The organism is Variovorax sp. GW821-FHT10B04, assembly GCF_059415645.1.
Genome location: NZ_JBWKNQ010000009.1, coordinates 1 through 15,559 on the forward strand (window position 1 = coordinate 1; position 15,559 = coordinate 15,559).

Consider the following 15,559-nt stretch of genomic DNA (forward strand, 5'->3'; position numbering starts at 1 on the left):
CCCCGCAGCGAAATCAAGGAGGAGCCGAAGGCGGGGGACATTCGCGGAGGGGAGTACCCGGTGGCCTGCGCACGCGCCAACGTACACGCTCCTGCCCCCGCTCCCGGCCCCTCCCCGAACACAGGCAGTGCCGAGACAGGCACGGAGAACACACATGAGCGCCGGACGCAAACACGAAGCCTCGCGCATCGCCCTGACCACCGTGCTCGGCAGCATCGCGGCGATCGCCACCCTGCTGCTGCTCGCGCCCACGGTCATCGTGATCGTGCTGTCCTTCACCAACGGCTTCTCGCTCAAGTTCCCGCCACCGGGCTACTCGTTCCGCTGGTACGCGTCGCTGCCCGATGCATTCCAGTTGCAATACGCCGCACTCAACAGCCTGAAGGTGGCGAGCGCGTCGACGCTGCTTGCCGTGGTGCTCGGCGTCGGCGCCGCCATGGCCATCGCGCGCTCCGAGAAGACGATGGCGCGCGTGCTCGACTCCTTCTTCATGTCGCCGCTGATCCTGCCCGCGCTGGCCTTCGGCCTGGCCTCGCTGATCTACTTCTCGCGCATCGGCGTCGAGCTGTCGCTATGGACGCTGGTCATCGGCCACACCGTGGTCGGCGTGCCCTATGTGATCCGCACCACGGTCGCCGCGCTGTCGCAGCTGCCGCCCGCGCTGCTCGAAAGCTCCGCCAGCCTGGGCGCGAACCGCGTCTACACCTTCCGCCGCGTCACGTTGCCGCTGATCGCGCCCGGCGTCGCCGCGGGCGCCTTCATCAGCTTCATGTCGTCTTTCGACAACGTGCCCGTGTCGCTGTTCCTGCGCGATGCGTCCACCGACATGCTGCCGATCCGCATGTGGCAGGACCTCGAGGGCCGGCTCGACGTGAGCATCGCCGCGGTGTCCAGCCTGATGGTGCTGGTCACGCTGCTGCTCATGGTGCTGATGGAACGCCTGGCCGGCATCAGCAAGCGCATCCGTTGAGAACCACTCCGATGCGTGCGCGGACGAATCCGCCGCACGCCCCGTCACCCTTCAACCTGTTCCTTTCATGAATCCTTCCTTCGACCTCGTCATCCGCAATGCGCGGGCCATCACCGCCGCCGACGAGATGCATTGCGACATCGGCATCGTCGACGGCCGCATCGTCCAGCTCGGCCTCGGCCTGGCCGCCGGCCGGCGCGAGATCGACGCCGCCGGCCGCGCCGTCACCCCCGGCGGCGTCGATGCGCATTGCCATCTCGACCAGCCGATGCCGCCGCCGACACGCAACGCCGATGACTTCGACACCGGCACGCGCTCCGCGGCCTGCGGCGGCACCACCACGGTGATCCCCTTTGCCGCGCAGCAGAAGGGCCAGTCGCTGCGCGCCGCCGTCGAGGACTACCGCGCGCGCGCCGCCGGCAAGGCGCACGTCGACTACGCCTTCCACCTGATCGTGAGCGACCCGACGCCCACCGTGCTGCAGGAAGAACTGCCGGCGCTGATCCGCGAGGGCTTCACGTCGTTCAAGATCTACATGACCTACGACGACATGAAGCTCGACGACGGCCAGATCCTCGATGTGCTCGCGGTCGCGCGCGAGCATGGCGCCATGGCCATGCTGCATGCCGAGAACGCCGACTGCATCGAGTGGCTGACGAAGCGCCTCGAAGCCGCCGGCCGCACCGCGCCGCGCTTCCATGCGCATGCGCGCCCGATGCTGGTGGAGCGCGAGGCCACGCACCGCGCGATCGCGCTGGCCGAGCTGGTCGACGTGCCGATCCTGATCGTCCACGTGTCGGGCCGCGAGGCGGTCGAGCAGATCCGCTGGGCGCGCGCGCACGGCCTGAACGTGTTCGCCGAGACCTGCCCGCAGTACCTCTTCCTGACCGCGGAAGACCTCGGCATCGACGACAGCTACAAGGGCGCCAAGTGCGTCTGCAGCCCGCCGCCGCGCGACAAGGCCAACCAGCAGGTGATCTGGGACGGGCTCAACGACGGACTGTTCACCGTGTTCTCGTCCGACCATGCGCCCTTCAAGTACGACGCACCCGAGGGCAAGAAGCCGGACGGTGAAGAGGTCGCGTTCCGCCACATTCCGAACGGCATTCCGGGCATCGAGACGCGCATGGCGCTGCTCTGGTCCGAAGGCGTGCTGGCCGGCCGCATGACGGCCAACCGCTTCGTCGAACTCACCGCCACCGGGCCGGCCAAGGCCTACGGCCTGCATCCGCGCAAGGGCGCGATCGCCGTGGGCGCCGATGCCGACCTGGTGATCTGGGACGAGCGCGAGTTCGTGCTGAAGAACGAGCAGTTGCACCACGAGGTCGACTACACGCCCTACGAAGGCATGACGCTGCAGGCCTGGCCCGGCGTCACGCTGAGCCGCGGCGAGGTGGTGTGGGACGGCAGCTTCCACGCGCACAAGGGACGCGGCGAGCTGCTGGCCTGCGGCCTGCCGACCCTGATGCCGCGACGGCGCTAAGCTCGGCCGCCATGCGCCTGCTCGTCATCAACCCCAACATCTCCGAAAGCGTCACCGCACTGATCGAGGCCGAGGCCCGGCGCAGCGCGTCGCCCGGCACCGAGATCACGATGCAGACCGCCGCCTTCGGCGTGGCCTACATCGAGACCCGCTTCGAGGCGCTGATCGGCGCCTACGCGACCGCGCAGCTCGCGGCCGAGCACCATGCGGGTCACGATGCGGTGATCGTCGCGGCCTTCGGCGATCCGGGGCTGGCGGGCATCCGCGAGGCACTGCCGGTGCCGGTGCTCGGACTCACCGAGTCGGCGCTCGCGACGGCCTGCCTGCTGGGCCATCGCTTCTCGATCGTCGCCATCTCGCAGCGCATCCAGGCCTGGTACCGCGAGGTCGTCGAAGCGAACGGGCTGGTCGGCCGGCTCGCCAGCATCCGCGCGCTCGACAAGCCGCTCGCCATCGGCAACGTGCAGGGCGAACATGAAGAGGCGCTGCGTGCCTTGTGCGAACGCGCTGTGAAGGAAGACGGTGCCGAGGTCATCGTGCTGGCCGGTGCACCGCTCGCGGGGCTGGCGCGTGCGCTGCACGGCCGGCTGCCGGTGCCGGTGGTCGACGGCGTGTCGAGCGCCGTGCGCCATGCCGAAACGCTGTGCGCACTCCAGCCGGGCAAGGCGACCGCGGGCAGCTTCGCGCCGCCGCCGCTCAAGCCGAACCGCGGCCTGCCGGACGCGATCGCGCGGCTGCTCGACCACCAGGCGCGTCCTTGAGCGGCGCAGTCGCGCGCACGCTGCCGGCCATGATGGCCGTGCAGGCGATGGTCGCCATGGGCACCTTCGCGCTGTCGGTGCTCGCGCCGCAGCTGGGTGTCGATGTGCAGTCGCTCGGCGTCCTGGGCAGCGTGATGTTCGGCATCGGCGCGCTGTCGTCGGTCACGGCCGGCTGGTGGGTGCGCCGTGTCGGCGACCTGCAGCTCGCCGGTCTCTGCATGGCTGCAGTGATGTTCGCGATGCTGTGCCTCGCGGTGGAAGCACTGGGCGTCGGCCCGGCACGCTGGTCCTTTGCACCGGCCGTCTTCCTGCTGGGCTTCGCCTTCGGGCTCGAGACACCGGCCAGTGCGTCGGTGCTTTCGCGCGTCACGCCGCTGGCGCGCAGGCCCTGGATCTTCTCGGTACGGCAGACCGGCAACCAGATCGGCGCCGTCACCGGGTCGCTGTTGCTGCCGATGTTGCTGGTGCGGCATGCGGCCTGGCCCTTTTCGCTGGTGGCGGTGCTCGCGCTCGCCGTGTGCGCCTGGTGCCTGCGGCTGGTGCGCAGCGACGGCGCCCCACGCGACGCGGGCCGTTCACCCAACGCATCTGCCGAGCCTGCCGGGCCTGCCGCGCAAACGAGCACGGCGCCCGCCGGCGGCGCCCAGGGTGGCAGCGGACTCGCGGAACTGGCGGCCTCGCCCGCGCTGCGCCTGCTCACGCTGACCATGCTGGTCTACATGTCGACGCAGGTCTGCCTCAATTTCTTCGTGATGAGCCACGCGGTGCAGCACTGGCAACTGCCGGTGCCCGTGGCGGCGGGCTGGGTTGCGCTGATGCAGGCCGCCGGCCTGGTCGGGCGCCTGCTGTGGGGCCGCGTGGCGCAGCGGCCGGGCGTGTCGACCGCACGGCTGCTCGGCGGCCTCGGCTTGCTGATGGGCGCGGCCGGGCTGGTGCTGTTCCTGTGGCCGGCCACGCCGCCACCGGTGGCGCTGGCCCTGCTGTTCGCGCTGATCGGCATCAGCGCCAGCGGCTGGAACGGCGTGATGGTGGCCGAGATCTCGCGCATCGCCGGGCCCGAACGCGCTGGTGCCGTCACCGGTGCCGCGCTGCTGTTCGGCTACTCGGGCATCGCCGCGGCGCCGCTGGCCTTCGCCGCGATGGACGGCGCCGCGGACACCAGCACGGCCTTCGCCGTGCTGCTCGCGACGACCGGCGTCATGGGCATGAGCCTGCTGCTGCGGCGTCGCTGACGGCCGGGCTGCACGGCGCTCCAGTTTCGCGTCGCCATTCGGGCGATCGGCCGACAGCGTTGCCGGCCGGTGCCTGCCTACAGTGCGGCAACGATGACCGTGCTGCACACCGACATCCCCGCCCGCCTCGACCGGCTGCCCTGGTCGCGCTGGCATTGGCGCGTGGTGATCGCGCTGGGCATCGCCTGGGTGCTCGACGGACTTGAGGTCACGCTGGTCGGCTCGCTGGGCGGCGTGCTCGAGCGAGCGGACACGCTGGCGCTGAGCGCCTCGCAGATCGGCGCGGCCGGCTCGCTCTACATCGGCGGTGCGGTGGTCGGCGCGCTGTTCTTCGGCCGGCTGGCCGACCGGCTCGGGCGCAAGAAGCTCTTCCTGATCACGCTCGCGGTGTACACGGTGGCCTCGCTCGCGACCGCGTTCTCGCCCGGTTTCGCCTTCTTCGCGGCGTGCCGCTTTCTCACGGGCGTGGGCATCGGCGGCGAATATGCGGCGATCAACTCGGCGATCGACGAGCTGATACCGGCGCGCGTGCGCGGCCGCGTGAACCTCGCGATCAACGGCAGCTTCTGGCTCGGCGCCGCACTCGGCGCGGGGCTGAGCCTGGTGCTGCTCGACCCCCGCGTGCTCGGCCCCGTGTGGGGCTGGCGCGCGGCCTTCGGGCTCGGGGCCGCGCTGGCCGTTGCGATCCTGCTGGTGCGGCGCGACGTGCCCGAAAGCCCGCGCTGGCTCATCGCACATGGCCGCGCCGACGAGGCCGAAGGCATCGTGCAGGACATCGAGGCCAAGGTGCGCCGCCAGCACGGCACGCTGCCCGACGCGGTGGGTTCGGTTGCGTACACGCCGGGCACCGGGCCGACGCTGCGGCGGGTGGCGCAGGTGCTGTTCGGGCAGTACCGCCAGCGCAGCATGGTGGCGCTGGCGCTGATGCTGTCGCAGGCCTTCTTCTACAACGCGATCTTCTTCACCTACGCGCTGGTGCTGACGCGCTTCCACGGCGTGCCGGAAGGCCGCGTGGCGCTCTACATCTTTCCCTTCGCGCTGGGCAACGTGCTCGGGCCGTTGCTGCTCGGCCCGCTGTTCGACCGCATCGGCCGGCGCCGGATGATCGGCGCGACCTATGTGCTGTCGGGCATCGGCCTGGCGATGACGGGCGTGGCCTTCATGGCCGGCTGGCTCGACGCGCGCAGCCAGGCGCTGGCCTGGTCGGCGGTGTTCTTTCTCGCGTCGGCGGCGGCCAGCTCGGCGTACCTCACGGTCAGCGAGGTGTTCCCGGTCGAGATGCGCGCGCTGGCGATCTCGCTGTTCTACGCGGTGGGCACGGGTGCAGGCGGCTTCGTCGCACCCTGGCTGTTCGGTGCATTGATCGAGACCGGCAGCCGCGGCGCGGTCGCGGTGGGCTATGCGATCGGTGCGGTGCTGGTCATCGGCGCCGGCCTGCTCGCGCTGCGCTTTGCGGTGAATGCGGAGCGCCGCTCGCTGGAGGACATCGCACCGCCGCTCGGCGCCGAGCCACGCGGCAAGCCATGACGCTTCCATAATGCCGCGAGCCTCTCGCCTGTCATCGACCGCCGCGAGATGGCCATGAGATGGCCGCCGGCCAAAGAGGAACTCCATGCCTACCGAACAAACAACGATCCGAACCCGTGACGGCGACTGCTCTGCCCATGTCGTGTCGCCGAACGGCGATGGGCCCTGGCCTGCGGTGATCTTCTACGGCGACGCCGGCGGCATCCGCCCGGCGATGCTGCAGATGGCCGAGCGGCTCGCAGACGCCGGCCACGTCGTGCTGCTGCCCGACCTCTTCTATCGCCACGGACCGTACGGTCCGCTGGTGCCGAAGGAGGTCTTCAAGGGCGACGTGATGGCCATCCTCGGCCCGCTCATGGCGAGCACCGGCACCGACAAGGCGGCCGAGGACACGGGTGCCTTCCTGGCTTATCTCGACACGCGCAAGGACGTCGCGGGCACCCGGATCGGCGCCGTGGGCTTCTGCATGGGTGGCGGCCTGGCCATCGCCGCGGCGGCGACCCATCCCGAGCGCTTCGCGGCCGTCGCGAGCTTCCACGGCGGCAACCTCGCGACCGATGCACCGACCAGCCCGCACCGGCTCGTGCCCGGCCTGGCCGCACAGGTGTACATCGCGAGCGCCGACAAGGACGACAGCTACCCACCGTCGATGGCGGCGCGTCTCGAAGATGCGTTGACCCAGGCGGCGGTGCCCTACCGCGCCGAGATGTACCCCGGCGCCTTCCACGGCTGGATGGTGCCGGACTTCCCCGTCTACGACCCTGTTGCGGCCGATCGCGGCTGGGAAGCGATGCAGGCCTTGTTCGATCGAACGCTGCGAGGCTGAGCAGCAGGAAGCGCTCGGCACTTCATCGCGAATGTCGGGTGCGGACCGCATGCAGCCGCGCGGACCAGCGCGAGCGCGCCAGTGCGACCAGCTCGAACGCGCCCCACAGCAAGGCGCAGCCGATGCCACGCACGCGGTGGCCTGTCGAAGGATGAAGTACGGGGACCATGCCGGCACCGTATTCCGCCGGCATGACATCCCCATGACACGCGCCATTGCTACGCTGGCCGGTCGATCCACCGCCGCCGACCGAACGCACCGCGTGACCTCATCCACGGACCTGCCCGAACCGCCCGGACCACCGGAGTTGCCTGAGCTGCTCGAACTGCAAACCCTCGTCCGGCTCGCCGGCCCGTGGATGGCCGAACGCCGACTGTGCGAGGTCGAGGCCGGCGGCCGGCGCTTTCCGGTCAACGCCTACCTGCTGGGCAGCGACCGGCCCGACGTGCCCGCGGTCGGCTTCTTCGGCGGCGTGCATGGGCTGGAGCGCATCGGCGCCGAGGTGACCATCGCCTACCTGCGCAGCCTGGTGATGCGCCTGCCCTGGGACCAGGCGCTGCACCGTCAGCTGGAATCGATCCGGTTGCTGTTCGTGCCGCTGGTCAACCCCGGCGGCGTCTGGCTCGGCACGCGTGCCAACCCGCGCAGCGTCGACCTCATGCGCAATGCGCCGGTCGACGCGCTCGACCGTGTGCCCTACCTGATCGGCGGCCAGCGCGTCAGCGCCACGCTGCCCTGGTACCGCGGCGTCGAAGGCGCACCCATGGAAGCCGAGAGTGCGGCACTCTGCGCAATCGTGGAGGAGCAGTTGCTGGGCCGCCGCTTCAGCATCGCGGTCGACTGCCATTCGGGCTTCGGCCTGACCGACCGCATCTGGTTCCCCTATGCGCACACGGCGCGGCCGATCGAGCACCTGCCCGAGATCCATGCGCTCTGCGAGATCCACGACCAGACGCTGCTGCACCACCGCTACGTGCTGGAGCCGCAGAGCCGGCAGTACCTGACGCACGGCGACCTGTGGGACCACCTCTACCTGAGCGCGCGCAGCCGGCGCGACGGCGGCGTGTTCCTGCCGCTGACGCTGGAGATGGGCTCGTGGCTGTGGATCAAGAAGAACCCGCGGCAACTGTTCTCGCGGCACGGCATCTTCAATCCGATGATCACGCACCGGCACCAGCGCGTGCTGCGCACGCATCTGGGCTGGCTCGACTTCATCATGCGGGCGACCGGCAGCCATGCGCGCTGGGTGCCGACCGGCGCCGAGCGCGAACGGCACCGCGTGCAGGCGATGACGCGCTGGTACGAAGGCCCGAACAGCCGCGAAGGCCGCGCGCGGTGAGCACGTTGGACACGACGAACACGTCGGGCGCGTTGCCCACGATGCGCACGACCACCGCCACGACCTGGGTGCTCTTGCGTGGCCTCACGCGCGAGACGGGTCACTGGGGTGATTTTCCTGAATTGCTGCGCGCGCGGCTTCCACGAGACACGGTCGTGGCGATCGACCTGCCGGGCAACGGCAAGCTGCACGGCGCACCCAGCCCGACACGCATCGAGGCGACCGTGGAACATTGCCGCGCCCAGCTGCGCGCCATGTCGATCGACGGCCCGGTGCATCTGCTGGCGATGTCGATGGGCGCGATGGTCGCGGTCGAATGGGCGGCGCGGCACCCGAACGAACTCGCTGGCTGCGTACTGGTCAACACCAGCCTGCGTCCGTTCAGCCCGTGGTTCCATCGGCTGCGACCGGCCAACTACGCCGCGCTGCTCGGGCTCGCGCTGTGGCCGCAGCCGGACCGCCATCGCGAGCGCACCGTGCTGCGCCTGACCAGCCGGCACCATGTGGGCGACGACGCGGTCATCGACGCCTGGACCGCCCTGCGCCGGGCCCATCCGGTGTCGGCGGCGAACGCGCTGCGGCAACTGCTGGCCGCGGCCCGCTACCGGGCGCCGCAGCAGGCGCCAGCAGTGCCGATGCTGGTGCTCACGAGCGCACGCGACGGGCTGGTGGATTCAAGCTGCTCGCAGCGGCTGGCGCGGCATTGGGGCGTGGAGATCCATGTGCATCCGACCGCCGGCCACGACCTGCCGCTGGACGATGGCGCATGGCTCGCTACGCAGGCCGCTCAGTGGGCGGTGCGCCGCCGCTGAACCCAGACGACGAGCACCGCCAGCAGCAGCAACCCCGCCAGCATCGCCGGCAGGATGTACGGCTGAACGACCGCGAGCAGCGGCTTCGCACCGCCCGCACGGGCGACCTTCACGTCGTTCGCGCTCACATGCGCGGCCGGGTTGCCGTAGCGGCCCAGCACGTAGTTCGACACCGACGCGATCTCTTCGTCGCTCAGCGGATCGACGAAGGACATGGCATTGAAGTGCGGCATCAGCACGTGCTGGCCGTCGACCTCGCGGTCCACGCCGAAGAGGATGGCGGCGACCAGGTTCGCGGGGTTCGGCGAACCGGTGGCCGTGTTGTGGAACAGCGAGGGATAGGCCTGGTTGCGGCTGCCCGCGCCGCTGGCCTGGTGGCAGCTTGCGCAGTAGCCGCTGAACAGCGCTTCGCCGCTGCGGATGCGCTGCGTGCTGTTGAAGGGCGCAGCGCCACGCAGCGTGGCCTCCACGCTGGAGGCCGCGCCCCAGGCGTGGGCGGGCTTGTCGCCACGGTCCTGCGCGTCGCGGATCGGCGGTGTGGCCTTCAGGTACACGGCGAGCGCCTTCAGGTCGGCAGCCGGCAGGTACTGCAGGCTGTTGGTCACCGCCTCCGCCATGCCACCCGCGGCCTGGCCCTTGCCTTCGACACGGCCGGTGCGAAGGTACTGAACCAGTTCGGCTTCGCTCCATGCGCCGATGCCGCTGACCGGGTCGGACGTGATGTTGGGCGCGTACCAGGGGCCGACCATGCCGCCTGCGAAAGCCTGGCTGTCGCGCTCGGCCATCAGCGCGTTGCGCGGCGTGTGGCAGGCGCTGCAATGGCCGAGCGCGCCGGCCAGGTAGGCGCCGCGGTTCCATTCGGCGCTCTTCGATGCGTCGGGTTCGAAGCGCTTGTCGTCGAGGAACATCAGGTTCCACACGGCCATCGAGAAGCGCATGTTGAAGGGAAACGGCAGCGCGGTCTGCGTGCCCGCGCCATCGACCGGCGCCACGCCATGCATGAAGTACGCATAGAGCGCGCCCGTGTCGGCGTCGCTGAGCTGCGTGTACGACGTGTAGGGCATCGCGGGGTACAGGTGGCTGCCGTCGCGCCGCACGCCCTGGCGCAGCGCGCGGGCGAACTCGGCCTCGGTGTAGTCGCCGATGCCGCCGGCCTTCGACGGCGTGATGTTGGTGGCGTAGATGGTGCCCAGCGGCGAGTCGATCGCGTAGCCGCCGGCGAAGGGCTTGCCGCCTTTCGGCGCCGTGTGGCAGGCCATGCAGTCCGCCGCAATGGCGAGCTGGCGGCCCTTGTCGACGAGTGCCTGCGGTGCGGCATCGGTCGCCTGCGGCGCCGGTGCGGGCTGTGCGACGGCGGCACCCGGCGCGAGCAGGCAGGCACCGGCCAGCGCAAGCGCGAGCCCCAGCGCCGCGGCGGCACGTTGCATCGAGGAAGTCAGCGAGTTCGTCATGCCGTCAACCCTTCGCCAGTGCGCGGCCGATCGCATCGGCCGCCTTCAGGCCGAGCGCGGCCATGGTCAGCGTGCTGTTGACCACGCTGGCCGACGGGATCGGGCCGCCGCCGGGCAGCCACAGGTTGTCGTGGTCGTGGGTGCGGCAGTCGCCGTCGACCACCGAGTCCTTCGGGTCGGCGCCCATGATGGTGCCGCCCATGATGTGGTTGTTGGCGTTGAGCGCGGTGGTGATGTTGAACTCGGTCGCGCCGAACAGGCTGCCGATGTGCTCGAGCTGCTTGTGCGCGGCCGCGGCGCCCTTGCGCACGTAGTCGCCCACGTCGTAGTGGACCTCGGGGCAGGCCAGGCCGAGCGGGTCCTTGCGGGTCGCGCTCAGCGTGAGGCGGTTGTTCGGGTCGGGCAGCGGCTCCAGGCTGATCGACAGGTCGACGCCGAAGATCGCGCGCCGGCGGATCTCCTCGTCGAGCGCCTTGCCGACCAGCCCCAGCTTGAGCGCCTGCTGGGTGGCCGGCGCGACCCGCGTGATGTTGTTGAGGATCATCTTGTTCGACGAATACTCGCTGCGGAAGGCGCCGTCGCGCGGGCCGACCAGGCAGCTGCTCTGCGCCGGGCCGCGGCCGATCCACAGCGGCTCGTTGGCCAGGAAGGTGCAGTGGAACCCCGAGTGGTCCATCATGTTGCGGCCCACCTGGTCGGAACTGTTGGCAATGCCGTGCGGGTTGCGCTCGTTGGCCGCCAGCAGCAGCAGACGCGGCGTTTCCAGGCTGTTGCAGGCGATCACGAACTGGCGGCCGGTGGCCTTGTGCGACTTCCTGTCCTTGTCGTACCAGTGGACCGCGGTGATGCGGTTGTTGGCGTCGGTGTCGATGCGGTAGGCCACGGCCTCGGGCAGCAGCGTGGTGCCCTTGTCCTCGGCGGTCTGCACGTGGTGGATGCCGTTGTACATCGCGCCGATCGGGCAGATCGGCTGGCAGTTGTTGTTGCCGCAGCAGGTCGGCCGGCCGTTCCAGGGGCGCGTGCTGCGGCCCTGCGGGATCGGCACCGAGCGGTAGCCGTGGGCGTTCACCACCTCGGCGAAGCGCTTGTCGCCGTGGCTCCAGGGCACCATGTCCATCGGGTACGGCTTGCTGCGTTCCGACGGCGACTGCTGCGCCGGATCGTTCGGGCCGGCCACGCCCATCTCCTCCTCGGCGCGGCAGTAATACGGCTCCAGCTCGTCGTAGCTGATCGGCCAGTCGCGGCCCACGCCGTAGGTCGACTTCATGCGCAGGTCGACCGGCAGGTGGCGCCAGCTCGACGCCGCCCAATGCCAGGTGGTGCCGCCGACCACGCGCAGGTAGCCTTGCTGGAAGCCCTTGCCGTCCGGACCGGAGAGGCCGACGTAGTCGTTCGGCGGCCAGTACAGCGGTGCGGGGGCGAGCGGCGATTGCGGAAACAGGCCCTGGAAGTCGGAGCCCGCGCGGTTGGCGAAAGGCATGTTGCGCCAGTTCTCCACCGCCTGGGCGCGCTGGATGCGCGGGCCGGCCTCGAGCATCAGCACCGCATGGCCCTGGCCGGCGAGCTGGTCGGCGATCATCGCGCCGACCACGCCGGAGCCGACCACCACGACGTCCGCCTGGGCGTCGCCGTTCGAATCGAATACTGCTTTCTTCATCGGGAATTCTTTCTGTTGTTCTGTGGGTTCCGTGGCCGGGACGTGCGGAGTCGCCTCGTCGGTCGTGCGCTACTGCGAGCGCATCACCGGTGGCGGCGTGGGCGATGCATGCGCCGCCTGCTGCGGCGGCGGCACGCCGGCTTCGGGCGGTGGCGCGGTCCACCACAGCGGCCCTTCGTTGCAGTACGTCGGCGCAGTCAGGCCGTCGGCCACCGGGCGGTACATCAGTGCCTGTTCGTAGGCGACGACGGTCGTCTTGCCGCCGGCCACGACGGTGCCCGTGTACCAGGCAGCAACCACGGACAGCGCTGTCCCACGAAGGCCGGAAGAAGCAGCCGCGTCCAGCAGAGCGTCTGGCGTCATGCCCGGCTGCAGCAGCGCGCCCAGTGCGTCGATCTGGCCTGCCAGCGCGGCATCGCCCTGGCGCATCGCTTCGCGGATGCGCGAGGACGTGAGCGGATCGATGTCGTCGTGGCCCGTGATGGCCTTGGAGAACGCCAGGAAGCGGGCGACCGCCGCGCTGTCGGCAGGCACGGCGGACGCACCGGCCGTGCTGGCGGCGGCTTGCGCACCACCGGAGGTCGGCCAACCGAGCAACGCGGATTGCGCGACCACGGCCGCGGCGGCGAGCACGGCATCGCGCCGGCGGATGCCGGCCGGTGCGTTCACGTCGGACGGGAAATCGGGGGACATGGATTTCTCCTCGAAAAGGTTGTCTGAAAACACGCTGCCGGCCCCCTGGCCGACAACGACATGCAGGCGCGGGAACTCAGCCGGGCTTGGCCTTGGCCTGCGCGAGCCGAACTTCGTCGCCCGCATCGCGGCGCAGCTTGCGCGCGTCGACCACGGCCAGCAATGCGATCACACCGATCACCGCAAAGGCGATGCGGAACTCGCCGAGCGGCAGCGACGCCGCACCGGACCCCATTGCAGCCGCGTCGTCACCCAGCAGCAGCGCACCCATGCGCAACGCCACCGCGCCGAGCGCGATGCCCATGCCGATCGCCATCTGCTGCGAGGTGTTGAACAGCGTGTTGGCGCCGCTCATGCGGTCCTGCGGCATGTCGGCGAAAGCCAGCGTGGCGAGCGCGGTGAATTGCATCGACCGCGCCAGTCCGCTGACGAACAGCACCGCCGCCATCACGGCCACGGGCGTGTCCGGCGACAGGAAAGCGAACGAGAAGATCGCCGCCGCATTGACCAGCCCGTTGACCAGCAGCACGGTGCGGAAGTTGAAGCGCCGCAGCACGGCGCCGGTCATCGGCTTCATCGCGAGATTGCCCGCGAACACCGCGAGCACCAGCAGGCCCGCGTGGAACGCATCGAGCCCGAAGCCGAGCTGGAACAGCAGCGGCAGCAGGAAGGGCACGGCACCGATCGACAGGCGGAACAGCGAACCGCCGTACACCGTGACGGCGAAGCTCGGCACGCGCAGCGCCCACAGGTCGACCAGCGGATGCGGATGGCCGCGCGCATGCCGCACCGCCAGCCAGCCCAGGCCCAGCGCGGCCAGCATGCAGAGCACGGCGGCCATGCCGTGCCCGCCGTGGCTCAGCAGTTCGACGCCGGCCATCAACGCGAGGCAGGCGCCACCGGTCAGCACGAAGCCGCTGCCGTCGAAAGGCCGCCGCGCTGCCGCGCCGGGCGATCCGCCCGCCGGGATCAGCCGCAGCGCCGCGATCAGCCCGATCAGGCCCAGCGGCAGGTTGAGAAAGAAGATCCAGTGCCACGACCAGTGCGTAGTGATGAAGCCGCCGACCGGCGGCCCCAGGATCGGCGCCACCAGCCCGGGCCAGGTGATGGTCGCGATGGCGCGCATCAGTCCGGCCTTGGACGTGTTGCGCAGCACCACGAGCCGGCCGACCGGCACCATCATCGCGCCGGCCGCGCCCTGCAGCACGCGTGCCGCGGTGAAGCTGGCCAGGCCGGTGCTGAAGCCGCACAGTGCCGACGCCAGCGTGAACAGCACGATGGCCGCGGCAAACACGCGCCGCGCGCCGAAGCGGTCGGCCACCCAGCCGCTGGCCGGGATCAGCACGGCCAGCGTCAGCACATAGGCCGACACGCCGATGCTCATGTCCACCGGCCGCACACCGAAGGACTGCGCCATCTGCGGCAGCGCGGTGACGATCACCGTGCCGTCGAGGTTTTCCATGAAGAAGGCCGCGGCGACCAGCAGCGGCAGCGCCGCACTGGCGTTCCTGGCGTTCTCCGTCGCGCTCACGATGCGGCCCGCTCCGCCTTGGCCCCGTTCGCCGAGCGGCGGTCCGAGCGCAGCGACCACCAGAAGACGCCGAAGCCGGCCACCGCCAGCAAGGCGCCGACCCAGCCGGTCGAGGTCCAGCCCAGGCCGGCGCTGATCGCCACGCCGCCGAGCCAGGCGCCGAGCGCGTTCGCCATGTTGAAGGCCGAGTGATTGAGCGCGGCGGCCAGCGTCTGCGCGTCGCCGGCCACGTCCATCAGCCGGATCTGCAGCGCCGGGCCGATGGCGACGATGGTGCCGATCAGGAACACGTTGATCGCCGCGGTGGCCGCGTAGTGCGCCGCGAAGGAGAAGGTGGTGAGCACCAGCGTGGCCCAGACCAGCAAGGCGCCGATGGTGCGCATGAGCGACTTGTCGGCCAGCCGCGAGCCGACCACGTTGCCCATCACCATGCCGACCCCGAACAGCGCGAGCACCAGCGGCACCGCGCCGATCGACAGCCCGGCCACCTCGGTCAGCGTCGGCTTGATGTAGCTGAACACCGAGAACATGCCGCCGAAGCCGATCGCGCCGATGCCCAGCGTGAGCCAGACCTGCTTGCGCTTGAGCGCGCCGAGTTCGCGCATCGGGCTCGCGCCGCTCGCCGCCGGGATGTCGGGGATGTTCCGGCGCAGCAGCTCGATGGCAATGGCCGCGATCACGCCGACGAACACGAAGGCCGCGCGCCAGCCGAACAGCTGGCCGAGCCAGGCCGCGATCGGCACGCCGACCAGCGTGGCGCCGGTCAGGCCCAGCATCACGAGCCCGACCGCGCGGGCCCGTTGGCCCGGTGGCGCCAGCGTGGCGGCCACCAGCGCGGCGACGCCGAAATAGGTGCCGTGCGGCAGGCCGGTCGCAAAGCGCAGCAGGTTCAGCGACAGGTAGCCCGGCGCCAGTGCGGTCGCGAAGTTGCCCAGTGCGAACACGGCGATCAGCGCGATCAGCAAGGCCCGACGGTGCCAGCCCGCGGCCAGCACGGCGAGCACCGGCGCGCCGATCACGACGCCCAGCGCATAGGCGCTGATCACGTGGCCGGCCTGCGGAATGGTCACGCCGATGTCGCGCGCGACCTCGGGCAGCAGCCCCATGATCACGAACTCGCCGGTGCCGATCGCGAAGCCGCCGACGCCGAGTGCGAGCACCGCCCGCATCAGGGTCCGGTCGCGTGCGGCATCGGGGGAGGAAGGCGTGGACGCCTCGTCGGAAGGCGGGGAGGCGCTGACGGGATTCATCGGTGGAAGGCTGACGGATTGGTAGTT

The 15,559-nt window shown here is 70.6% G+C and carries 13 protein-coding genes; 8 read left to right on the forward strand and 5 right to left on the reverse strand.

Annotated elements, in window-relative coordinates; translation table 11 throughout:
* Positions 1-154 precede the first annotated feature (154 nt).
* The 8 genes from AC07PZ_RS21110 to AC07PZ_RS21145 all read left to right on the forward strand — a co-directional run bounded on the left by AC07PZ_RS21110 (position 155) and on the right by AC07PZ_RS21145 (position 8,950).
* A complete protein-coding gene (locus AC07PZ_RS21110) occupies positions 155-970 on the forward strand; it encodes an ABC transporter permease (protein WP_495297102.1) in 816 nt (271 codons plus the stop codon).
* 67 nt (positions 971-1,037) lie between these two features.
* Entirely contained in the window at positions 1,038-2,453 is a 1,416-nt protein-coding gene (gene hydA / locus AC07PZ_RS21115) for a dihydropyrimidinase (protein ID WP_495297103.1), read from the forward strand.
* Between the two features lie 11 nt (positions 2,454-2,464).
* On the forward strand, positions 2,465-3,214 hold the full coding sequence (locus AC07PZ_RS21120; protein WP_495297104.1) for an aspartate/glutamate racemase family protein: 750 nt from the start codon (positions 2,465-2,467) through the stop codon (positions 3,212-3,214).
* Positions 3,211-4,446 (forward strand): MFS transporter, encoded by a 1,236-nt coding sequence (locus AC07PZ_RS21125; protein ID WP_495297105.1) that lies wholly within the window; start codon positions 3,211-3,213, stop codon positions 4,444-4,446. Before AC07PZ_RS21120 ends, AC07PZ_RS21125 begins: the two co-directional genes overlap by 4 nt.
* Before the next feature lie 93 nt (positions 4,447-4,539).
* Positions 4,540-5,973, forward strand: coding sequence for an MFS transporter (locus AC07PZ_RS21130; RefSeq protein WP_495297106.1), 1,434 nt, complete (start codon positions 4,540-4,542; stop codon positions 5,971-5,973).
* 85 nt (positions 5,974-6,058) lie between these two features.
* Positions 6,059-6,799, forward strand: coding sequence for a dienelactone hydrolase family protein (locus tag AC07PZ_RS21135; protein ID WP_495297107.1), 741 nt, complete (start codon positions 6,059-6,061; stop codon positions 6,797-6,799).
* 358 nt (positions 6,800-7,157) lie between these two features.
* Positions 7,158-8,138 carry a M14 family zinc carboxypeptidase gene (locus tag AC07PZ_RS21140; protein WP_495297375.1) on the forward strand — a complete coding sequence of 327 codons (981 nt, stop codon included), beginning with the start codon at positions 7,158-7,160 and terminating at the stop codon, positions 8,136-8,138.
* Positions 8,135-8,950 (forward strand): alpha/beta fold hydrolase, encoded by an 816-nt coding sequence (locus tag AC07PZ_RS21145; RefSeq protein ID WP_495297108.1) that lies wholly within the window; start codon positions 8,135-8,137, stop codon positions 8,948-8,950. The genes AC07PZ_RS21140 and AC07PZ_RS21145 overlap by 4 nt, the downstream gene beginning before the upstream one ends.
* Here AC07PZ_RS21145 and AC07PZ_RS21150 read toward each other — a convergent pair.
* From AC07PZ_RS21150 to AC07PZ_RS21170, 5 genes are all read right to left on the reverse strand, one after another.
* On the reverse strand, positions 8,926-10,401 hold the full coding sequence (locus AC07PZ_RS21150; protein ID WP_495297109.1) for a c-type cytochrome: 1,476 nt from the start codon (positions 10,399-10,401) through the stop codon (positions 8,926-8,928). The two genes, AC07PZ_RS21145 and AC07PZ_RS21150, sit on opposite strands and share 25 nt — an antisense overlap.
* Positions 10,402-10,405: 4 nt before the next feature.
* Positions 10,406-12,058 (reverse strand): GMC family oxidoreductase, encoded by a 1,653-nt coding sequence (locus AC07PZ_RS21155; RefSeq protein WP_495297110.1) that lies wholly within the window; start codon positions 12,056-12,058, stop codon positions 10,406-10,408.
* A gap of 69 nt (positions 12,059-12,127) precedes the next feature.
* Positions 12,128-12,751, reverse strand: coding sequence for a sugar dehydrogenase complex small subunit (locus AC07PZ_RS21160; protein ID WP_495297111.1), 624 nt, complete (start codon positions 12,749-12,751; stop codon positions 12,128-12,130).
* A gap of 76 nt (positions 12,752-12,827) precedes the next feature.
* Entirely contained in the window at positions 12,828-14,282 is a 1,455-nt protein-coding gene (locus AC07PZ_RS21165) for an MFS transporter (RefSeq protein WP_495297112.1), read from the reverse strand.
* Positions 14,279-15,532 (reverse strand): MFS transporter, encoded by a 1,254-nt coding sequence (locus AC07PZ_RS21170; protein WP_495297113.1) that lies wholly within the window; start codon positions 15,530-15,532, stop codon positions 14,279-14,281. The genes AC07PZ_RS21165 and AC07PZ_RS21170 overlap by 4 nt, the downstream gene beginning before the upstream one ends.
* Between the last annotated feature and the right edge of the window lie 27 nt (positions 15,533-15,559).